The organism is Burkholderia sp. AU16482 (assembly GCF_002223285.1).
Taxonomy (GTDB): Bacteria; Pseudomonadota; Gammaproteobacteria; order Burkholderiales; family Burkholderiaceae; genus Burkholderia; species Burkholderia semiarida.
Map to the genome: position 1 here is coordinate 184,097 of NZ_NKEY01000007.1, position 21,375 is coordinate 205,471.

17 protein-coding genes are annotated in these 21,375 nt (G+C 67.2%); 5 read left to right on the plus strand and 12 right to left on the minus strand.

The window, feature by feature from the left end; all coding sequences use genetic code 11:
* Nucleotides 1-66: 66 nt before the first annotated feature.
* From CFB35_RS34670 to prpB, 5 genes are all read right to left on the minus strand, one after another.
* Nucleotides 67-276: a hypothetical protein gene (locus CFB35_RS34670; RefSeq protein WP_124860187.1), complete on the minus strand. Its 210-nt coding sequence runs from the start codon at nucleotides 274-276 to the stop codon at nucleotides 67-69.
* Nucleotides 266-1,456: a 2-methylaconitate cis-trans isomerase PrpF gene (prpF, locus tag CFB35_RS27780; RefSeq protein ID WP_060032935.1), complete on the minus strand. Its 1,191-nt coding sequence runs from the start codon at nucleotides 1,454-1,456 to the stop codon at nucleotides 266-268. The genes CFB35_RS34670 and prpF overlap by 11 nt, the downstream gene beginning before the upstream one ends.
* Nucleotides 1,457-1,482: 26 nt before the next feature.
* The gene (gene acnD / locus CFB35_RS27785; RefSeq protein ID WP_089465854.1) at nucleotides 1,483-4,077 is read right to left on the minus strand and encodes a Fe/S-dependent 2-methylisocitrate dehydratase AcnD; all 2,595 of its coding nucleotides are present in this window, start codon (nucleotides 4,075-4,077) and stop codon (nucleotides 1,483-1,485) included.
* Nucleotides 4,078-4,159: 82 nt separating this feature from the next.
* Nucleotides 4,160-5,332 carry a 2-methylcitrate synthase gene (gene prpC / locus CFB35_RS27790; protein WP_059644323.1) on the minus strand — a complete coding sequence of 391 codons (1,173 nt, stop codon included), beginning with the start codon at nucleotides 5,330-5,332 and terminating at the stop codon, nucleotides 4,160-4,162.
* Nucleotides 5,333-5,371: 39 nt separating this feature from the next.
* Nucleotides 5,372-6,265: a methylisocitrate lyase gene (prpB, locus tag CFB35_RS27795; protein WP_059581788.1), complete on the minus strand. Its 894-nt coding sequence runs from the start codon at nucleotides 6,263-6,265 to the stop codon at nucleotides 5,372-5,374.
* Nucleotides 6,266-6,435: 170 nt separating this feature from the next.
* On the opposite strand from prpB, the gene prpR reads away from it, so the two are divergent.
* The gene (prpR, locus tag CFB35_RS27800) at nucleotides 6,436-8,418 is read left to right on the plus strand and encodes a propionate catabolism operon regulatory protein PrpR (RefSeq protein ID WP_089465855.1); all 1,983 of its coding nucleotides are present in this window, start codon (nucleotides 6,436-6,438) and stop codon (nucleotides 8,416-8,418) included.
* Nucleotides 8,419-8,442: 24 nt separating this feature from the next.
* On the opposite strand, the gene CFB35_RS27805 is transcribed toward prpR, so the two are convergent.
* Nucleotides 8,443-9,072: an ABATE domain-containing protein gene (locus CFB35_RS27805; protein ID WP_226093802.1), complete on the minus strand. Its 630-nt coding sequence runs from the start codon at nucleotides 9,070-9,072 to the stop codon at nucleotides 8,443-8,445.
* A 275-nt stretch (nucleotides 9,073-9,347) separates the two neighbouring features.
* Here CFB35_RS27805 and CFB35_RS27810 point away from each other — a divergent pair, with 275 nt between their 5' ends.
* Complete coding sequence (locus CFB35_RS27810; protein ID WP_059581780.1) at nucleotides 9,348-9,731, plus strand: VOC family protein; 384 nt, start codon at nucleotides 9,348-9,350, stop codon at nucleotides 9,729-9,731.
* Nucleotides 9,732-9,955: 224 nt separating this feature from the next.
* Here CFB35_RS27810 and CFB35_RS27815 read toward each other — a convergent pair whose 3' ends face one another.
* On the minus strand, nucleotides 9,956-10,804 hold the full coding sequence (locus tag CFB35_RS27815; RefSeq protein WP_059644333.1) for an ureidoglycolate lyase: 849 nt from the start codon (nucleotides 10,802-10,804) through the stop codon (nucleotides 9,956-9,958).
* A gap of 659 nt (nucleotides 10,805-11,463) precedes the next feature.
* Between CFB35_RS27815 and CFB35_RS27825 the strand changes: the two genes are divergently transcribed.
* Nucleotides 11,464-12,285 (plus strand): IclR family transcriptional regulator, encoded by an 822-nt coding sequence (locus tag CFB35_RS27825; RefSeq protein WP_059581775.1) that lies wholly within the window; start codon nucleotides 11,464-11,466, stop codon nucleotides 12,283-12,285.
* Nucleotides 12,286-12,461: 176 nt separating this feature from the next.
* Nucleotides 12,462-13,013: a hypothetical protein gene (locus CFB35_RS27830; RefSeq protein ID WP_059581772.1), complete on the plus strand. Its 552-nt coding sequence runs from the start codon at nucleotides 12,462-12,464 to the stop codon at nucleotides 13,011-13,013.
* Nucleotides 13,014-13,676: 663 nt separating this feature from the next.
* Here CFB35_RS27830 and CFB35_RS27835 read toward each other — a convergent pair.
* The 5 genes from CFB35_RS27835 to CFB35_RS27855 all read right to left on the minus strand — a co-directional run bounded on the left by CFB35_RS27835 (nucleotide 13,677) and on the right by CFB35_RS27855 (nucleotide 19,435).
* Complete coding sequence (locus CFB35_RS27835) at nucleotides 13,677-16,034, minus strand: GNAT family N-acetyltransferase (RefSeq protein ID WP_089465856.1); 2,358 nt, start codon at nucleotides 16,032-16,034, stop codon at nucleotides 13,677-13,679.
* Nucleotides 16,035-16,615: 581 nt separating this feature from the next.
* A complete protein-coding gene (locus CFB35_RS27840; RefSeq protein WP_089465857.1) occupies nucleotides 16,616-16,921 on the minus strand; it encodes an H-NS family nucleoid-associated regulatory protein in 306 nt (101 codons plus the stop codon).
* A 102-nt stretch (nucleotides 16,922-17,023) separates the two neighbouring features.
* The gene (locus CFB35_RS27845) at nucleotides 17,024-17,296 is read right to left on the minus strand and encodes a hypothetical protein (RefSeq protein WP_059608900.1); all 273 of its coding nucleotides are present in this window, start codon (nucleotides 17,294-17,296) and stop codon (nucleotides 17,024-17,026) included.
* A 61-nt stretch (nucleotides 17,297-17,357) separates the two neighbouring features.
* Nucleotides 17,358-17,894: a BON domain-containing protein gene (locus CFB35_RS27850; RefSeq protein ID WP_089465858.1), complete on the minus strand. Its 537-nt coding sequence runs from the start codon at nucleotides 17,892-17,894 to the stop codon at nucleotides 17,358-17,360.
* 53 nt (nucleotides 17,895-17,947) lie between these two features.
* Entirely contained in the window at nucleotides 17,948-19,435 is a 1,488-nt protein-coding gene (locus tag CFB35_RS27855) for a sigma-54-dependent Fis family transcriptional regulator (RefSeq protein ID WP_089465859.1), read from the minus strand.
* Nucleotides 19,436-19,762: 327 nt separating this feature from the next.
* Between CFB35_RS27855 and CFB35_RS27860 the strand changes: the two genes are divergently transcribed.
* Nucleotides 19,763-21,166: a GntP family permease gene (locus CFB35_RS27860; protein ID WP_059581760.1), complete on the plus strand. Its 1,404-nt coding sequence runs from the start codon at nucleotides 19,763-19,765 to the stop codon at nucleotides 21,164-21,166.
* Nucleotides 21,167-21,375: the final 209 nt, after the last annotated feature.

Sequence of the window (21,375 nt, forward strand, 5' to 3'; positions counted from 1 at the left end):
TCGATATCCAAAAGAAAGAAAATTACGCCGCACATGCGGTACGTAAATTGAAATCGTTTTCCACGGTCAGGATATTTTTATCATCCAGCCGTCAACGACCGGATTTTTCTTTCGAATCGAAACATCGTGGAATATCGCGATTGCGGAGGCCGCATCGCGCGATGGCCCACCCATGGCGGACAGGCCGCCCGCTTCGCCGGCCGCGAAGCCGGCGAAGCGGGAAAATCGCTTGTCGCACGCCCCTTCCAGGGCGATGCGGTACCGATCAGAACGCATCCCCCGGCACGCGCACCCAGCCTTCCATCAATACGCGCGCGCTGCGGCTCATGATCGCCTTCGTGACGGTCCATTCGCCGTTCTCGCGCCGCGCTTCCGCGCCGACCCGCAGCGTGCCCGACGGATGGCCGAAGCGCACCGCATTGCGTTCGCCGCCGCCCGCCGCGAGATTGACGAGCGTGCCCGGGATCGCCGCGGCCGTGCCGATCGCGACCGCCGCCGTGCCCATCATCGCGTGGTGCAGCTTGCCCATCGACATCGCGCGCACCAGCAGGTCGACATCGCCTGCGTTCACGCGCTTGCCGCTCGACGCGACGTAGTCGGCCGGCTTCGCGACGAACGCGATCTTCGGCGTGTGCTGGCGGGTCGCGATTTCGTCGAGCGTGTCGATCAGGCCCATCCGCAACGCGCCGTGCGCGCGAATCGTCTCGAACTTCTCGAGCGCCTTCGCGTCGCCGTTGATCGCGTCCTGCAACTCGGTGCCCGTATAGCCGATCGCTTCCGCCTCGACGAAGATCGTCGGAATGCCCGCGTTGATCATCGTCGCCTTCAGCGTGCCGACGCCCGGCACCGCGAGATCGTCGACGAGGTTGCCGGTCGGGAACATCGAGCCGCCCGCGCCTTCTTCCTCGGCGGCCGGGTCCATGAACTCGAGCTGCACTTCGGCGGCCGGGAACGTGACGCCGTCCAGCTCGAAGTCGCCCGTCTCCTGCACCGCGCCGTTCACGATCGGCACGTGCGCGACGATCGTCTTGCCGATGTTCGCCTGCCAGATCCGCACGGTCGCGACGCCGTCGCGCGGCACGCGCGCCGGGTCGACCAGCCCGCCGGCGATCGCAAACGGGCCGACCGCCGCCGACAGGTTGCCGCAGTTGCCGGTCCAGTCGACGAATGCACGGTCGATCGCGACCTGACCGAACAGGTAGTCGACGTCGTGGCCCGGCCGCGTGCTCTTCGACACGATCACCGTCTTGCTGGTGGACGACGTCGCGCCGCCCATCCCGTCGATCTGCTTGCCGTACGGATCGGGGCTGCCGATCACGCGCAAGAGCAGCGCGTCGCGCGCGGCGCCCGGCGCCTGCGCGGCATCCGGCAAATCCTGCAGCCGGAAGAACACGCCCTTGCTGGTGCCGCCGCGCATATAGGTCGCGGGAATCCTGATTTGAGGAATGTGAGCCATGTTTGCGTTATCCCTGTGTGCGCCGGTCAGGCGGCCTGCGACGATTCGAGGAAGTCCTGCGCGAAACGCTGCAGCACGCCGCCCGCTTCGTAGATCGACACTTCCTCGGCCGTATCGAGCCGGCACGTCATCGGCACCTCGACACGTTCGCCGTTCCTGCGGTGAATCACGAGCGTCAGGTCGGTGCGCGGCGTGCGTTCGCCGATCACGTCGAAGGTCTCGGTGCCGTCGATGCCGAGCGTCGTCCGGTTGGTGCCCGGCTTGAACTCGAGCGGCAGCACGCCCATCCCGATCAGGTTCGTGCGGTGGATCCGCTCGAAGCCTTCGGCGGCGATCGCCTCGACGCCCGCGAGCCGCACGCCCTTCGCGGCCCAGTCGCGCGACGAGCCCTGGCCGTAGTCGGCGCCGGCGATCACGATCAGCGGCTGCTTGCGATTCATGTACGTCTCGATCGCTTCCCACATCCGCATGACCTTGCCGTCCGGCTCGACGCGCGCGAGCGAGCCCTTCTTCACCACGCCGTCGACGACGGCCATCTCGTTGACGAGCGTCGGGTTCGCGAAGGTCGCGCGCTGCGCGGTCAGGTGGTCGCCGCGGTGCGTCGCGTACGAGTTGAAGTCTTCTTCCGGCAAGCCCATCTTCGCGAGATATTCGCCGGCCGCGCTGTCCGGCAGGATCGCGTTCGACGGCGACAGGTGGTCGGTCGTGATGTTGTCGCCGAGCACCGCGAGCGCCCGCATGCCTTTCAGCGTGCGCTCGCCGGCAAGCGCGCCTTCCCAGTACGGCGGGCGGCGGATGTACGTGCTCTGCGCGCGCCAGTCGTACAGCGGCGCCGCGCGCTCGCCGGCGTCGGCGCTGCGCGCGAACATCGGCTCGTAGACCTTGCGGAACTGCTCGGGCTTCACGCTCGACGCGACGATCGCATCGATCTCCTCGTCGGTCGGCCAGATGTCCTTCAGCGTGACGGGCTGGCCGTCCCGGTCGTGGCCGAGCACGTCCTTCTCGATGTCGAAGCGGATCGTGCCGGCGATCGCGTACGCGACGACGAGCGGCGGCGACGCGAGGAACGCCTGCTTCGCATACGGGTGGATACGGCCGTCGAAGTTGCGGTTGCCGGACAGCACGGCGGTCGCGTAAAGATCGCGATCGACGATCTCCTGCTGGATCTTCGGATCGAGCGCGCCCGACATCCCGTTGCAGGTCGTGCACGCGAACGCGACGATGCCGAAGCCGAGCTTTTCGAGTTCGGGCAGCAGGTTCGCTTCCCGCAGATACAGCTCGACCGCCTTCGAGCCGGGCGCGAGCGAGCTCTTGACCCACGGCTTGCGCGTGAGGCCCTTCGCGTTCGCGTTGCGCGCGAGCAAGGCCGCCGCGATCACGTTGCGCGGGTTGCTGGTGTTCGTGCAGCTCGTGATCGCGGCGATGATCACCGCGCCGTCGGGCATCTCGCCCGGCTTCTCTTCCCACTGGCCGGCAATGCCGCGCGCGGCGAGATCGGACGTCGGCAGCCGCTTGTGCGGGTTCGACGGGCCGGCCATGTTGCGCACGACGCTCGACAGGTCGAACGTCAGCGTGCGCTCGTATTGCGCGTTCGCGAGCGTATCGGCCCACAGGCCCGCCGTCTTCGCATACGTCTCGACGAGCTTCACCTGCTCGTCGCTGCGACCGGTGAGGCGCAGGTAGTCGATCGTCTGGCCGTCGATGAAGAACATCGCGGCCGTCGCGCCGTATTCGGGCGCCATGTTGGAGATCGTCGCGCGATCGCCGAGCGTGAGGCTCGCGGCGCCTTCGCCGCGGAATTCCAGATACGCGCCGACCACCTTCTCCTTGCGCAGGAACTCGGTCAGCGCGAGCACGACGTCGGTCGCGGTGATGCCGGGCTGGCGCTTGCCGGTCAGCTCGACACCGACGATGTCGGGCAGGCGCATCCACGACGCGCGGCCGAGCATCACGTTCTCGGCCTCCAGCCCGCCGACGCCGATCGCGATCACGCCGAGCGCATCGACGTGCGGCGTGTGGCTGTCGGTGCCGACGCAGGTGTCCGGGAACGCCACGCCGTCCTGCGCCTGGATCACCGGCGACATCTTCTCGAGGTTGATCTGGTGCATGATGCCGTTGCCCGGCGGAATCACGTCGACGTTCTCGAACGCCTTCTTCGTCCACTCGATGAAGTGGAAGCGATCCTCGTTGCGGCGATCCTCGATCGCGCGGTTTTTCGCGAACGCGTCCGGATCGAAGCCGCCGCATTCGACGGCGAGCGAGTGGTCGACGATCAGTTGCACGGGCACGACCGGGTTCACCTTCGCCGGATCGCCGCCGCCGTCCGCGATCGCGTCGCGCAGGCCGGCGAGATCGACGAGCGCGGTCTGCCCGAGGATGTCGTGGCACACCACGCGCGCCGGGAACCACGGGAAATCGCGTTCGCGCTTGCGCTCGACGATCTGCTTCAGCGAATCGGCGAGGATTGCCGGATCGCAGCGGCGCACGAGGTTTTCGGCGAGCACGCGCGACGTGTACGGCAGCGTGTCGTAGGCGCCGGGCGCGATCGCATCGACCGCGGCACGCGCGTCGAAATAGTCCAGCGACGTGCCGGGCAGGGGTTTGCGGTTGGCGGTATTCATGATGTGGGGCGGAATTCGGGGAATGACGCGCCGCACGCGCGGGCCGCCCGCATCACGGGCGCCGGCGCGCGCGGCGGGCGTTTCAGCGCTTCTCGATCGGCACGAACTGCAGGTCTTCCGGGCCCGTGTAATTCGCGCTCGGGCGGATGATCTTGTTGTCGATGCGCTGCTCGATGATGTGCGCGCTCCAGCCCGACGTGCGCGAGATCACGAACAGCGGCGTGAACATCGCGGTCGGCACGCCCATCATGTGATACGACACCGCGCTGAACCAGTCGAGGTTCGGGAACATCTTCTTCGCGTCCCACATCACCGATTCGAGGCGCTCGGCGATGTCGTACAGCTTCAGGTCGCCCGCTTCCTTCGACAGCTTGTGCGCGACGCCCTTGATCACCTTGTTGCGCGGATCGGAGATCGTGTAGACGGGGTGGCCGAAGCCGATCACGACTTCCTTGTTCTCGACGCGGCGGCGGATGTCGGCTTCGGCGTCGTCCGGCGAGCTGTAGCGGCTCTGGATCTCGTACGCGACTTCGTTCGCGCCGCCGTGCTTCGGCCCGCGCAGCGCGCCGATCGCGCCGGTGATCGCCGAGTAGATGTCCGAGCCCGTGCCCGCGATCACGCGGCCCGTGAACGTCGACGCGTTGAATTCGTGCTCCGCGTACAGGATCAGCGACGTGTGCATCGCCTCGACCCACGACTTCGACGGCGCCTTGCCGTGCAGCAGATGCAAGAAGTGGCCGCCGATCGAGTCGTCGTCGGTTTCCGTCTCGATGCGCTTGCCGTTATGCGAGAAGTGATACCAGTACAGCAGCATCGAGCCGAGCGACGCCATCAGGCGATCGGCGATGTCGCGCGCGCCCGGCAGGTTGTGGTCGTCCTTCTCGGGCAGCACGGTGCCGAGCACCGACACGCCGGTGCGCATCACGTCCATCGGGTGAGCCGACGCCGGGATCTGTTCGAGCGCGGCCTTCAGCGCGCTCGGCAGGCCGCGCAGCGCGCGCAGCTTGGTCTTGTACGCGGCCAGTTCGGTCAGGTTCGGCAGCGTGCCGTGCACGAGCAGGTGCGCGATTTCCTCGAATTCGCACGATTCGGCGACGTCGAGAATGTCGTAGCCGCGGTAGTGCAGATCGTTGCCGGTCTTGCCGACCGTGCACAGCGCGGTGTTGCCGGCCGTCACGCCCGACAGCGCCACCGACTTCTTCGGCTTGAATGCGCCTGCGGCGGCCGGTGCTGCTGCGTCTTTCGTCTCGCTCATGTTTTCCTTCTCCAATGGGTATCGGGGGTGCGGGCCGCGTTACTTCCTGCCCTGCGCGAACAGTTCGTCGAGCTTGCGTTCGTATTCGTGATAGCCGAGGAAGTCGTACAGCTCGGCGCGCGTCTGCATCGTCGGCACGACCGCCTTCTGCGTGCCGTCGCGGCGCAGCGTTTCGTAGAAGTTCAGCGCGGCCTTGTTCATCGCGCGATACGCGCCGCAGCAGTACAGCGCGATGTCGACGTTCGCCTCGCGCAGCTCGTCCAGCGTGAACAGCGGCGTCGAGCCGAATTCGGTCAGGTTCGCGAGGATCGGCACCTTCACCGCGGCCTTGAAACGGCGGTAGTCGTCGAGCGTCTTCATCGCTTCCGGGAAGATCATGTCCGCGCCGGCCTCGACGTACGCGACCGCGCGCTCGATCGCCGAGTCGATCCCTTCCGCGGCGGCCGCGTCGGTGCGCGCCATGATCACGAACTGGTCGTCGGTACGCGCATCGACCGCGGCCTTCACGCGATCGACCATTTCCTCGGTCGGCACGACTTCCTTGCCCGGGCGATGGCCGCAACGCTTCTGGCCGACCTGGTCCTCGAGGTGCACGGCCGCGACGCCGGCGTTGATGAACGAGCGGACCGTGCGTGCGATGTTGAACGCGCCGCCCCAGCCCGTGTCGATGTCGACCAGCAGCGGCAGGTCGGTCGCGTTGGTGATCCGGGTCGCGTCGATCAGCACGTCTTCCATCGTGCTGATGCCGAGGTCGGGGATGCCGAGCGAGTTCGCGGCGACGCCGCCGCCCGACAGGTACACGGCCTTGAAGCCGACGGCCTGCGCCATCTTGGCCGCGTACGCGGTGATCGCGCCAACCACCTGCAGCGGCTGCTCGGCCGCGACTGCCGCGCGGAACTTCGCGCCGGCGCTTTGAAGATGCGTATTGCTCATGAACGGCCTCCTGATGGAATGCCTGATAACAGCAAGGACCGGGCCAGCTTGCGGAATGCCGCTAACCCACTGATTCTTAAGCAACCGCCGAGGGCGGTGCATCGGCCGTCGATTTCAATTCGGCAATTTGATGTTTCAAAAATGAAATCACGCGCGCATAATCGGCCGTCATGGACCTCTCTTCGACCAAGCCCGTCGGCCCGGCCGACCGCACGGTGCGCCCGCGCATCTGGGCGATGGGCATCAGCCGGCTGCGCGAGCTGTTTCGCGAGATCGCCGGCGAATTCGACGAACGCGCCGACGTGCGCATCGTCACGCGTGCCTATGAAGATGCGCTGAGCGCCATCGCGGAAGCCGGCACCGCGCGGCCCGACGTGATCGTCGCGGCCGGCTCGAACGGCGGCTTCCTGAAAACGCGCGCGCAGGTGCCGGTGGTGGTCGTGTCGCCGACCGGCTTCGACGTGATGCAGGCGCTCGCCCGCGCGCGGCGCGACGCCGCGCGGATCGCGCTCGTCAGCGCCGGCGAAACGCCGCCCGAAGTGCGCCGCTTCGTCGCCGCATACGGCCTCGACGTGCAGTTTGCGTCATATCAGTCCGCGCAGGAAGCGGAAGCCTGCGTGCACGACCTGCGCGACCGCGGCATCGAGACGATCGTCGGCCCCGGCCTCGTCACCGATCTCGCGGCCAGCGCCGGCATGGGCGCGGTGTTCCTGTATTCGCATGCGTCGGTGCGCAAGGCCGTCGAGACGGCGCTCGAGGTCGCGTACGCGACGCACGCCGAGGCATTCCGCCGCCAGCGGCTCGATACGCTGCTGCAGCATCTGCGCGACGGCGTGGTCGCGCTCGACGCGCACGGCCGCGTCGAGGCGATCAACGAGCGGCTCGCGTCGGCGCTCGGGGTCGAACCGGCGGCGGCCGTCGGCCGCGCGCTCGTCGACCTGCGGCCCGAGCTGCGGACGCTGCGCGGCGAGGACGGCGACGCGCTCGCGACCGTGCGCGGCGTGCGCTACGTCGTGCATCGTGGGCCGCTCGTCGATCGCGGCGTCACGTCGGGCAGCGTGCTGACGTTCCAGGAATCGCGCGCGGTCGAACGGCTCGATCGCGCGTTGCGCTCGCAACCGACCACGCAGCAGTTCGCCGCACGCTATGCGCTCGACGACGTGGTCGGCGCCTCGGCGCCGATGACGCGCGTGCGCGACCTCGTGCGCCGCTACGCGAAATCCGACGCGACCGTGCTCGTGCTCGGCGAAAGCGGCACCGGCAAGGAAATGATCGCGCAGAGCCTGCATGCGCTGTCCGCGCGGCGCAGCTACCCGTTCGTCGCGGTCAATTGCGGCGCGTTTCCGGAAGCGCTGCTCGAGAGCGAGCTGTTCGGCTATGAAGAGGGCGCGTTCACCGGCGCGCGGCGCGGCGGCAAGACCGGCCTGTTCGAGGCCGCGCACCGCGGCACGCTGTTTCTCGACGAGATCGGCGAGATGCCGCCGTCGTTGCAGAGCCGGCTGCTGCGCGTGCTGCAGGAGCGCGAGGTGATCCGCCTCGGCTCGACCGAGCCGATCCGCATCGACGTGCGCGTGATCGCCGCGACGCACCGGCCGCTGCTCGCGGCCGTCGAGGCCGGCACGTTCCGCGCGGATCTCTATTACCGGCTCAACATCCTGAACATCGGCCTGCCGCCGCTGCGCGAGCGCGCGGCCGACATTCCCGCGCTCGCGGCGACGCTGCTCGTGCAGGCCGCGCGGCGCGAGCCGCGTCTTGCCGAACGCGTGCGCGACACCGACGACGCGCTGCGCGTGCTCGACGCGACGCTGGCGACGCTCGCGCGCTACCGCTGGCCGGGCAACGTGCGCGAACTGCAGAACGTGGTCGAGCGGATCGCGGTCGAGCTGGCCGAGGAAGTCGACGAAAGCGATCCGGCCGCCCCGTGCGCGGCGCTCGCACCCGGCGCACTGCAAGCGATCGCGCCCGAGCTGTTCGCCGCGCGGCCCGATGCGGCCGACGCCGACGACGCGCAAACCCTGCAAGCGCGCCGTCGTCGAGCGGAGGCCGACGAGATCCGCGCGGTGCTCGACGCGTGCGGCGGCGACCGCGACCGCGCCTGCGCGATGCTCGGCATCAGCAAGACGACGCTGTGGCGCAAGTTGTCGGCGAAATAGGTTCGGGCGGCGCCGGCCGCGCCGTCATTCGGCCTTGTGGTAGTGGCGATACGCCTTCGCGCGATTGCCGCACGACGACATCGAGCACCAGCGGCGGCTGCCGTTCTTGCTGTCGTCGATGAACAGCCACTGGCATGCATCGTTCGCGCAGCGCTTGACCTTCGCGAGCCGCGCGCCGCCGAGCAGGTCGATCGCCGACCACAGCACCGGGCTCAACAACCCCGCGAGCGTCGCGCTCGACGCGTCGACCCGCCACGCATAGCGGCCATCGACGCGCGCCAGCGCAACGCGCGGCGACGCTTGCGCCAGAAAGCCGCCGAGCAGCGCGAGATCGTCGGGCTGCGGCTCGCGTTGCTCCGCCTGTGCAAGAAACAGCCGGTACAGCGCCTCGCGCAATGCGAGCGCCCGCGCAAGCATCGGCGGCGCGTCGCTCTTGTCTTTCTCCTTGTCGGGCACGCGGCATGCGTCGGTCAGGCAGGCCGGCACGCCGGCCCGCTCGCGGCACCACACCAGGAGGTCGTCCATCGTGGCGAAGGTTTCCGTCGGCGGATCGCTGCCGCGCCAGTACAGCGTGTTCGCGAAATCGACGCTCAGCGTATCGGGCGGCGCCGGGACCAGGCAGTCGGTCGCGACAGAAGGTTGCATTTTGTTCATGACGCGATCGTATCTAACCACCATGCCGGTTGACAAGCGCTCGAGCGATTTCTAACATAACCAGCATGGTGGTTAAAAACAGGTTGATTGCACTGACGCCCCTTCAATCCAAGGAGACACAGATGATCGATTGCCTTTCGTTCGACGTTATCCACACCGCGGCCGGCCGCGCGTACGACGACAGCACGCTCGGCGCGCTTCGCTACAAGCGGCTGGCATGGTGCCTTTGAGCAGGTCTGCCGCACTGACGTCCCCTTCCGTTCAAGGAGCCACAGATGATCGATCACCTTTCATTCGGCGTTGCCCACGTCGACCGCAGCCGCACCTTCTACGACAACGCGCTCGGCGCACTCGGCTACAAGCGTCTGTATAGCGACGACAGCGCCATCGGGTACGGCGCGACCGAGCCCGAGCTGTGGTTGCAGCACGCGGCTCGCCCTGTCGCCGCCGATCCCGAGTCGGGGATGCACCTGTCGTTCAAGGCCGCGTCGCCGGCCGAGGTCGATGCGTTCTACCGCGCCGCGCTCGAGCACGGTGGCAAGGACAACGGCGGGCCCGGCAAGCGCGAGCACTACGGCCCCGGCTATTACGCGGCGTTCGTCGTCGATCCCGACGGATATCGGCTCGAAGCGCATTGCGAGCTGGACAACGTCGTTTGATCCGCTTCGTGCGGACGCCGACGAGCGACAACGGCCCGATTCCGCATCGCGCGGAATCGGGCCGTTGGTTTAGGGCCTGTTCACGCTAATAACGGGCGTGCGCTGGCTGCATCGTCGTTCGGTTCGCGGCCGCCACCGACGGCGGCCGGGCCGACATGTCGAAGCGCGTGACCGGCACGCGCGGACGGGTTGCGCCCTCCGGCCAGCGCCCGCCGCGCACGCGCTTATTGCGCGTTGCGTGTGCGCTGCAACTGTTCGCCGAGCCCTTCGATCCCGAGGCGCACCGTCTGGCCGGCCTTCAGGAACACCGGCGACGGCTTGACGCCCATGCCGACGCCCGGCGGCGTACCGGTCGTGATCACGTCGCCCGGCTGCAGCGTCATGCACGCCGACAGATAGGCGACCAGTTGCGCGACGGTGAATACCATCGTGCGCGTGTTGCCGTTCTGATAACGATGGCCGTCGACGTCGAGCCACAGGTCGAGACGCTGCGGATCGGGCACTTCGTCGCGCGTGACGAGCCACGGGCCGATCGGGCCGAACGTGTCGAAACCCTTGCCCTTGTCCCACTGGCCGCCGCGTTCGATCTGCCATTCGCGCTCGGACACGTCGTTGACGACGCAGTAGCCCGCGACGTAATCGAGCGCGCGCGCTTCGTCGACGTCCTTGCATGTCGCGCCGATCACGACGCCGAGTTCGACTTCCCAGTCGGTCTTCACCGAGCCCTTCGGGATATCGATGCCGTCGTTCGGGCCGCAGATCGAACTCGTCCATTTGCCGAACACGACCGGCTCCTTCGGCACCGGCATCCCGGCTTCGGCCGCGTGATCGGCATAGTTCAGGCCGATGCCGATGAACTTGCCGACGCGCCCGACGCACGCGCCGATGCGCGGCTCGCCCGACACGAGCGGCAGCGTGGCCGGATCGATCGCGCGTAGCCGCGCGAGGCCGGTGTCGGACAGCACGTCGCCGGCAAGATCCGGTACATGTGCGGACAGGTCGCGAATCCGGCCGGCCGCGTCGAGGATGCCGGGCTTTTCCTGGCCGGACGGGCCATAGCGAAGCAGTTTCATCGTGCTTAACCTCTGTTGTCGAATGAGACAGCATACCGGCCAGCGCGGCCTTCCGCAGCCGCGCACCGGACTGATGGTCGATCGTCGATTGCGCGCGTCGGCGCCGCATGCGGCATGCCGTCGACGCGCGGGGGTCGCGCGGGCGCAGCGATCGCGGCGCCATACGCAAGGACGGCGCGCATCGAACGGGCAGCCGCCGGTCCGTGCATCGGCGACGACGGCCCGGCACTTGCGACGCACGCCGCCCCATGCGGCCGGCTGCATGCGCGGCCGCGCCGTCGCCGGCCCGCAACCCTTTGTACCATCGGCCGCGCGCCGTGAAATGACGCGCGACGGATACCGACTATTGGTGCACCCGCAGACGCTGCGACGCAGCACGCGCTGCACCGGCGTCGGTGGCTCGGCCGCCATTCGCAATGGCGCCGGCCATCGGTGCGTGAATACTGGCTATTCGGGGTGCCCTGTCATCGGAAACGTTTGCCCATCCGTTCTTTTCCGGTAATGATCAGTAAAAAGACGCTGCATTGCACACTGTATGTTTATTGCTAAGCTCGTACGGATGGCTTTCATCGCCATCCGCGGGGCCGCCCTCTACACGTGCAGAACCGGCCAGCGTGCGTCGCCAATCGATCGAGTAATCCCCCAACCTCACACCGACAATGCAGACAACCAACGACCCGCTTCCCGGCTGCGACGCACGGGAATCGATGGCCGCTATCGAACGCTATCGCGCCCCCGCGCTCGACAAGGGCCTCGACATTCTCGAACTCCTGTCCGAGCAGAAGGAAGGACTCACCCGCACCGAAATCACGAAGGAGCTCGGCCGTAACGCGAGCGAAATCTACCGGATGCTCGAACGCCTCGTCGCGCGCCGCTACGTGATGCGTTCGACCGGCGGCGATCGCTACACGCTCAGCCTCAAGCTGTTCGCGCTTGCACACCGGCATCCGCCGATGAACCGGCTGATCGCCGAGGCGCTGCCGCCGATGCAGCGCTTCGCCGATGCCGCGGAGCAGTCGTGCCACCTGTCCGTCTACGATCGCGGCAACCTGCTCGTGATCGCCCAGGTGGACGGGCCCGGGCCGTGGGGCGTGTCGGTCCGGCTCGGCTCGCGCGTCGGGCTCGCCGATACGGCGTCGGGGCGCATGATGCTGGCGTTCCAGGGCGCCGAGCAACGCGCGCACATGCTGGCCGAGCACCGCAAGGTCAAGGGCGAGGCGCCGCTGAACGAACAGGAGCTCGCGACTGCGTGCCAGTCGATCCGGCAGTCCGGCTATCTGCGCCAGGACAGCCGCCAGGCGTACGGCGTGACCGACCTGACCGTGCCGATCCTCGGGCCGGCCGGCCATGCAATCGCGGTGCTGACCTGCCCGTACATGCGCCGGATCGATGCGCACATGGCGCCGTCCGTCGACGTGGTCGTCGGCGCACTGCGCGACACGGCCGCCCATCTGTCGATGTGCCGCACCGAGACCTGCTGACACGCGGGATAGCCGGCACCGCGCACCGGACAACGCGAAGCGGCGCCGGCTCCGGTTGCGCGCGACGCCCGTGCGGCGGCCGATGCGCGATGTCGCATCGGGCGCCCGCGGCGCTACGCTAGAATAGCGGCCCTCTCAAAAACTACGGCGGCCGGTTGTCGCGGCCGTCGTGTCCGATGGATGTCATGGCCAAACTTCTGAACGATCAAGAATTCCAGCGTTTCTCCGAACTTCAGCAGAAGCAGGCAAGCTTCACGATCACGCCCGAGGAAGCGGACGAGTTGCGCGATATCGTCGCGCGCGCACAGAAGAAGCGCGACGATCGCGCCGCCGCGATGCAGGCGATCGAGAACTACATCGAGCAGTTCGACATCACGCCTGACGAACTCTTCTCGCCGGAGCAGATCGGCGACGCGGCCCGCACGTACGGGCTCATCACGGCGACCAAGAAGGAACGCACGCTGCCGCCGTCGATCACGTTCAACGGCAAGCCGTACCAGTGGACCAAGACGCTTCCGGACGACGTGCGGGGCGCACTCTTCGACGCGTTCACGTCCGGCGAATCGGTCAAGCGCTTCATCGCGATGCCGAAAGACACCGCGCGCTGTGCGCTGACGATCGCCCGCCTCGAGCGCGAAACCGGCGCCGTCTATGCCGATCCGCACCTCGAGGAACTCGCGATTTCGCGCGATCAGGTGAACGACGCGGCGTCGAAACTCACCGCGTGAATGTCATCGCGGGCACGCTTCCTGCGTGCCTGCACCCGCGCATGACGCCGGCATCGGCCGGCGCCGCGCCCGCGGGAGCCGTGCATTCGCATGCTCCCGAAAAAGCTCACCTCAGCATCCCGCAAGCGCTCACCACCGCCTCCCGGAAAACCTCACCCAAGGCGCCCCGAGACGCTGACTGACACCTCCCGAACATCCTCACCGATTGCTCCCGCAAGTGCTCACCGAAGCGCCCCGGAAAGGCTCACCGGCACCTCCCGCAGGTGCTCACCGGCCGTTCCCGGGAAAGCTCACCGAATGCTCCCGTATCGGCTCACCACGCTATCCCGGAAAAGCTCCCTCACTGCTCCCGAAAAATCTCACCTGTCTCACCTTCGTGATGGCTTTGAATCCGCGAGGCCGGCATATGGCCGCGAATATTTGCGAGCACATCGCTTGAAACGGCGGCGCAAGACGAATATCGCAGCACGCTGGTGCGCATCTCCCGACCTCATCCGTGCCTCGCGATATCGCCGCGATCGACAGGCTCGACACGTTGGCAAGCGCTTCATCCGGGATGATTTTTCGACTTCTTTGCATTCCTGATCGAAATTCCGGCATGGCGAAACATTGCTGCCTCGACGCCATGCGCTAACCCTTCAGCGTCGGGGCGCGGGCTGACGCCTACGGCTGCAACTTCATCCTGAAACCCACGACACCGGGCTCCTCCGTCGTCGACACCTCGAAACCGCACGATTTCGCGAGCGAAATCATCGCCGAATTCTCGCGCAGCGCCTCGCCGACCATCCAGGCGGTGCCGCGCGAGCGTGCGTAGTCGATGATGCGGGTCATCATCAGCCGGCCGAGCCCCTTGCCCTTCTGGTCGGGCCGCACCGCGATCGCGAACTCCGCCGTCTCGTTGTCGGGATCGGCCACCGCGCGCACCACCGCGAGCGTGTGGTCGCGCCCGGACACATCGGTAAACGACACGATGAAAGCCATCTCGCGGTCGTAGTCGATCTGCGTCATGCGCGCCACCTGCGAATGATCGAAGCTGCGCACCGCGCCGAAGAAACGCATCCGCAGATCTTCCGGCGTCATCGCACCGAGCAGTTCGTTGTGCGCGGCTTCGTCCTCCGGACGGATCGGGCGAATCGTCACCGTCTCGCCGTGCCACTCGAGCGTCTGCTCGAGGTGCCGCGGATACGGCATGATCGCGAGCCGGCTGCGCCCCGAAGCCAGCGTGATGCGCGGCGCGATTACCCATGCGCGGTCGGACAGCACGCGCAGCGTGACCGACATCGCCACGACTTCACGCACGTCGCAAACGGCCTGCGACAGGGCCGTCAGCGCGTCGAGCGTCGGTTCGACGGGCGTGCTGCGCGCATACGGCGAACGCTCCATCACCGCGCGGGCGAGCACGGTGTTCAGCGGCGGCAGGCCGTAGACGACGAACGGCGCCGATACACCGTCCGCGGGCGGCACGGCATAGCGAAACACCGGACCGAAGTTCGAATCGTCGTACATGTCGACCGCGATATCGACGATCTTCTTCCCGGCCGGTTCGTCCGGCTGCTCGCCCTGCAGACCGAAACGGGACAGCCAGGCCAGCGCGGCTTCGCCGGCCAGTTCATGCTGGCCGGCTTCGACCATGCGGCGCGCATCGGCCTGGGCCGATGCCACGCACTCGGCCGGCTGCAGCGGCGTGCCCTCCGGCGTCTGCATCAGCAGTTGGCGCCCGAGGTTGTAGTCGACGAGACGCGCATATGCGTGTGCGAGCCGCTGCGGCGTCGTATGCACCGGAATGCCGTTCGCATGCAGCGCGTCGCGCGTCGCCGCGTCGACCGCGCCGAAGAAACACGCGAGGATGCCGCGATGCGCGTATTGCCGCGAGTCGATCAGCGTGCGCGCGACCCGATCGGCCGGCGCGCTGTGCGAAGTCGAATGAACGACGAACAGCGTGCCCGTCTGCGGAAACGGAGCGAGCGCCTTGATCGCCTCGGCAAAATGCTCGGGGCGCGCATCGTCGCCCAACGTGAGCGGGTTGCCGGGTGCCGCGAGATGCGGCAGCGCGGCCGCGACGGCCGACGTTGCCGCGGGCGACCAGTTTGTCAGTACGTCGCGCACCTCGGCCACCGCATCGACCGCGAGTTTCGCCACGCCCGCGTCGCTCGTCACGAGCGTCGCCGCCCCACGCGCGGTGACACGGCCGACGCCGAGCGTCTCGATTTCGTCGAGCAGATCGTCGAGCGCATCGACACGCACCATGCCCGCGCGCTGGAACGCCGCCGTGTACAGCGCGTCGCCGGGGTCGGCCCGGCCGGTGCGCAACGCGAGCACCGGCTTGTTGCGTGCGGCCGCGCGCGCGGCCGACATGAACTTGCGCGCCGCGCGCACGGTATCGAGTTCGAGCAGGATCGCGCGCGTGCCGGGGTCGCTTGCCAGATAGTCGAGTACGTCGCCCGCATCGACGTCGGATTCGCTGCCGAGCGCGACGACATGCGAAAAGCCGAGGCCGCGCGCATCGGCCCAGCCAAGCACCGCGTTCGTCAACGCATTCGATTGCGACACCCACGCGACGCCGCCCGATCGCGCCGTATACGCAGGCGCGCCGAAATGCGCATGCCGCGCGGGCGACAACACGCCCAAGCTGCCGGGCCCGACGATACGGAGCACGAACGGCTTCGCCGCCTTCAGCGTACGATCGACCGCGGCGCGATCGGCATCGGTGCGCGCCTCGCCGACGATCACCGCGACGCGCGTGCCGAGCTCGCCGAGCTTGCGCACGATGCCGGCCCAGGTCGCGGGCGGTGTGCAGATCACCGCAACCGACGGCGGCGCGGGCAACCGGTCGACATCGGAGACAACCGCATGCCCGTCCAGCTCGCGATATTTCGGGTTGACCGGCCACACGGGCCCCTGGAACGCGCCGTCGAGCACGCGCGACCACACCATCGCGCCGATACTGCCCGCGCGCGATGACGCGCCGACGACCGCAACGGACCTGGGCTGGAACAATGCATCGAGATGGCGAACGGTCACATCGGCTCCCTGCGGTGACGAAAGACGACACGATCGGCATGCGGCCGGGCAGGCCATGCGCCGATCGACGCGAACTCCAAGCATAGGCGAAGCGCCCGCGACTGCCTATATGCCGAACGGCCGACTATTCGACGGACGTCAATGCCCGCACCATGGGCCTGCACCACATGCGGCCCGGCATCGCAGCGTCGCTCGCACGATGGGCGCAACGCGGCACGACGCTGCAGCCGCTCTCTCAAAGGTGAGGATTTACAGGAGCCATGGTGAGTATCTTCGGGAATCGCACGACATACCGCGCCACCACGCGAACGGTGATGAAAATCCGCGTCATGCATGCACCGCGAAAATGGCGAATGCCAATGCGCGTGCGCTGCGCCATTACGCGGTTGTTTACGGAAATTCCCCGCGATATGCAGTCGGATCGCGGCAAATTCGCAAAACGGTATCCGTTAATTGCGCGGCGTTGCACTTCAATCCGTAGGGGAAAATCGCATGACGCGCGCGCAAAAACAAAACGGTGCGAAGGCCGCATGGCCATTCGCACCGTCGGTCGACACGCGAAAGGTGAGGATTTTCGGGAGTCAGTCCTTGATCAGGAAACGTCCGCGATTCTTGCCGAGCCATGCCGGCGCCCGCCCGCGGCCACTCCAGGTTTCGCCCGTCTTCGGGTTCAGGTACTTCGGCGGCAAGGTGCGCCTGGGCTTCGCGGCGGCAGCGGCGGCCGCCGCTCCTGCCGGGCGAAAACCGAGTTCTTCCGGCGTGATGTCGTATTCGTCGATTTTCGCGCGGATCGTCGCGATCGCGTCGGCGATCACCTTTTCACGTTCCTTGTCGATCTTTTGCTGAAGCCGTTCGAGCTGCGCGGTCAATTGCCTGTAGGTCGCCATATGGATGGGACTCCGTGAGTGTTATTCGTGAAAAACAAGTGACTCAAGCAAACAGAAAAGCGCTTCGCCCGATCATGGTCTCCTCAGCCGGTCATTTCGGGATCAATAACCGCTTTTCTTCTTGCATGCGAAGAGAAGATTTCGTACGGCGTCATCCGTCGATTGCTGGATCACGTCGAAATCTCCATTGCACATGGCCCGGGCATTGTCCGTGCAATTGCTCCAGTCGCTGCCGGTGCATTGCACCTGCGTGGTCGGACGCCCGTCCGAAGTGAACAGCGGAGCACCGCCACCGCACCCGCCGAGCCCGGCAACCAGAACCAGCATCACGGCCGCCCGAGGCCACCGACAGACCGACGCAAGCATGTGTTTCATTGTTGTTCCCGTCAACCTTTTTTTGAATGTCGCGAGTATGCCATGGGCAGCCGTTCGGCCGTCAGTCCGGCGTGCGGTCGGGTTGCCCGCGCGCCTTGTACGGCAAGCGCTTGCGCGGATCGTCGGTGATGCGAATGAAAACCTGCTCGACGTCCGGAAGCGCCTCGAATTCGCGTTGCAGCGCCTGGCGATCGAGTGCCGTATCCGCGCATCCTTCGACGTAGATGAAACGTCGCTGCACGGTAATCCACAGGCTCGTGCCGCGCAGACGATCGGAGCCGGCAAAGTGCGCCTTCGCCGCATCGGCGATCGACGCGTCATACATGTACGAGTTCGGCTTCGTGCAGCGATGGGCGAGCCAGCAGGTCGTGCCGCGTTCGGCGCGGTAGTGCGCATCGTCCGTCATCTCGGCGCGCGTCATCCACGGGCCGAGCGGCAACGGGCATTCGGCCACGTCCCGCGACAGCGCGACGAACGGATCGTTGTACCAGTTGCGCCGCACGTCGGGCGCGTCGGGCGTGTCGGTGTTGCCGGCCTGCGCGAGTGCGGCGCCCGCCAGCAACATGGTCAGCCACCCCGCGATGCCGATCTGCTTCATCGTGACTCCTGTTCGATGCGTTACATCGGGCCGCATCGGCGTCGCCGATCGGCTTACCGGGCGATACCGAGCGCCGCCAGTTTCTTGTACAGCGTCGCGCGGCCGATGCCGATGCGCGCGGCCGCTTCAACGACCTTCCCGTCACAAGCCGCCAGCGCATCGGTCAGGAACTGGCGCTCCCACGCCGCCAGTGCATCGGCATACGAAGCGGCCGGCGCACCGGATGCCGTCAACGCGTCGCCCGCGCGCTGCTCGGCCGGCACCGCGGCAATCCGCTGCGCCGGCGCCGCAGCGTCCGGCGAGATGCGCACCGGCCCGAGAAACGGCGCGAGCGCGCGCGCATCGATCACCGAACGGTCCGACAGCATCAGCGCGCGTTCGAGCGTATTGCGCAACTCGCGCACGTTGCCCGGCCACGGATACGCGCACAGCATCCGCAATGCATCGTCGGTCAGCTCGCAGTGCGCGGCGCGCCCGTGCTGGGCCGCTAGTTCCTCGAGCGTCGCATAGACGAGCGCCGCGATGTCGGATGCGCGTTCGCGCAGCGGCGGCGCGTGGATCGTCAGCACGTTCAGCCGGTAATAGAGATCCGCGCGAAAACGCCCGGCTGCCACGAGCGCCGGCAGGTCGGCCGACGTGGCGGCGATGATGCGCACGTCCGCCCGCACGATCCGGTTCGAGCCGACCGGCTCGAACTCCTTGTCCTGCAGCACGCGCAGCAGCTTGCCCTGCAACGGCAGCGGCATGTCGCCGATCTCGTCGAGAAACAGCGTGCCGCGATCGGCCAGCTCGAACTTGCCGACGCGCCCCTTGCGATCGGCGCCGGTGTACGCGCCGGGCGCCGCACCGAAGAATTCGGTTTCGAGCAGCGTGTCGGGAATCGCCGCGACGTTGACGGTCACGAGCGGCTGGAGCGCACGCGCCGACGCCGCGTGAATCGCGTGGGCGAGCAGTTCCTTGCCGGTGCCCGTCTCGCCGAGCAGCAGCACCGGCGAATCGACTTGCGCCGCGCGACGCGCCTGGCGCTTGGTCTCGAGGCTCGCGGCGCTCGTGCCGACGAAGCTCGCGAACGTGTATTTCGCGCGGCGCGCCTGCGCGAGCGAGCGCTGCGTCGCGATCAGTTGCTGCTGAAGCTGCGCGTAGCGGGAAAAAATCGGCGTGAGCGTCTTCAACTGGTCGAACAGCGCGAAGCCGATCGCGCCCACCGTCTCGCCGGCCTCGTTCTTCAACGGCAGGCGCGTGACGACGAGCGGCTCGCGGCCCGTCTCCATGATGTCGAGCAGGATCGGCTGCCCGGTCGACACGACCTCGCGCATCAGGCTGTTCGGAATCACGGCCTCGCAGTCGAGGCCGACGGCCTGCTGCGGATCGGCGAAACCGAAGCGTGCGGCGTAACGCTCGTTCATCCACACGACGCGCGCCTCGCGATCGACGACCACCGTGCCCGCACTCGAATCCTCGAAAGTCCGGAACAGCGACTCGGCGGCGCGCCGCAGCACGTCGCCGTAGTTGACGGGCAGGCGGGCCCAGTCGTTCATCATCGTGTCGTCGTCTCCATGTATCGTCGGCCAGATTGTCTCTGGAACGAGACGGATTATCTCACTCTGGAGACACCCCGCAATGCGTTGTCCGGGAAAGCCCTGCATGATTTCGAGGGTCGGCCGGATGGCCGAAACGTCTCCCGATGGAGACGTTTTATGTAGAATCGTCAGACTTACGCCGGCGCGGGCCCGCCGGCCGTCGGCGGGCCCATGTCCGGCGGCGCAATGCGCCCGATGGCACGAAACCTGCACCAACCCGAGTTGGTCCGCGGTGCACCGCGCGATCGAACAACAACCAAAGCCATTCCAAGCTTTTAGGAGACTCCCTTGTCTTTCGTGATCGTCCTCGCCGCGCTGGCGTTCCTGATGTTCGCCGCGTATCGCGGCTACAGCGTGATCCTGTTCGCGCCGATCGCCGCGCTCGGCGCGGTGCTCCTGACCGAACCCGCCGCCGTCGCACCCGTTTTCTCGGGCATCTTCATGGAGAAGATGGTCGGCTTCGTCAAACTGTATTTCCCGGTCTTCATGCTCGGCGCCGTGTTCGGCAAGGTGATCGAGCTGTCCGGGTTCTCCGAGTCGATCGTTCACGCGGCGATCCGCTACATCGGCCGCTCGCGCGCGAATGCGGTGATCGTCGCGGTGTGCGCGCTGCTCACCTATGGCGGCGTCTCGCTGTTCGTCGTGGTGTTCGCGGTCTATCCGTTCGCGGCCGAACTCTATCGCCAGAGCAACATCCCGAAACGGCTGATGCCCGGCGCGATCGCCCTCGGCGCGTTCTCGTTCACGATGGATTCGCTGCCCGGCACGCCGCAGATCCAGAACATCATCCCGACCACGTTCTTCAAGACGACCGCCTGGGCCGCGCCCGCGCTCGGCACGATCGGCTCGCTGTTCATCATCGTCGTCGGCCTCGCGTATCTCGAATGGCGGCGCCGTTCGGCAATGGCGAAGGGCGAAGGCTACGGCACGTCGCTCGTCAACGAACCGGAACGCGTCGAGGCGAAGGCGCTGCCGCACCCCGCGCTGGCGATCCTGCCGCTGATCCTCGTCGGCGTGTCGAACTTCGCGTTCACGAAGCTGATCCCGCAGTGGTACGGCGCCGCGTCGTACACGGTCGCGCCGGAAGTGCTGCCGGGCGTGCACGCGCCGGTCACGACGTCGATCAAGACCGTCGTCGCGATCTGGTCGGTCGAGGCCGCGCTGCTGCTCGGTATCGTGCTGGTGGTGCTGACGGCATTCAAGCGCGTCAGCGACCGCTTCGCGGCCGGCTCGAAGGCCGCCGTTGCCGGCGCGCTGCTCGCCGCGATGAACACCGCGTCGGAATACGGCTTCGGCGGCGTGATCGCCGCGCTGCCGGGCTTCCTCGTCGTCAGCGATGCGCTGAAGAGCATCCCGAACCCGCTCGTCAACGCAGCCGTGTCGGTCAGCTCGCTCGCCGGCATCACGGGCTCGGCGTCGGGCGGCATGAGCATCGCGCTCGCCGCGATGTCGGACTTGTTCATCAAGGGCGCGCAGGCCGCCAACATCCCGATGGACGTGCTGCACCGGGTCGTCGCGATGGCGAGCGGCGGCATGGACACGCTGCCGCACAACGGCGCGGTCATCACGCTGCTCGCGGTCACGGGCCTCACGCACCGCGAGTCGTATCGCGACATCTTCGCGGTCACCGTCATCAAGACGCTCGCCGTGTTCTTCGTGATCGCCGTGTACTACGCGACGGGGCTCGTGTAAGCGTTGGCATCAGGGCGGCGCTTCGTGCGCCGCCTTCCCGTCTTTCAAGATCGGACCGCATGCGCGCCGGAATCAATTCCGGAATGCGCATCCGGTCCGACTTCATTTCCCTACCGCCGAATCACGTCAAATTCGCGCCGCCGCGCCTGCACACGCGTCGCGGCTACCCGGGGCCATTGCACGACCTCGCCTCTTACGCGCCCATTGTT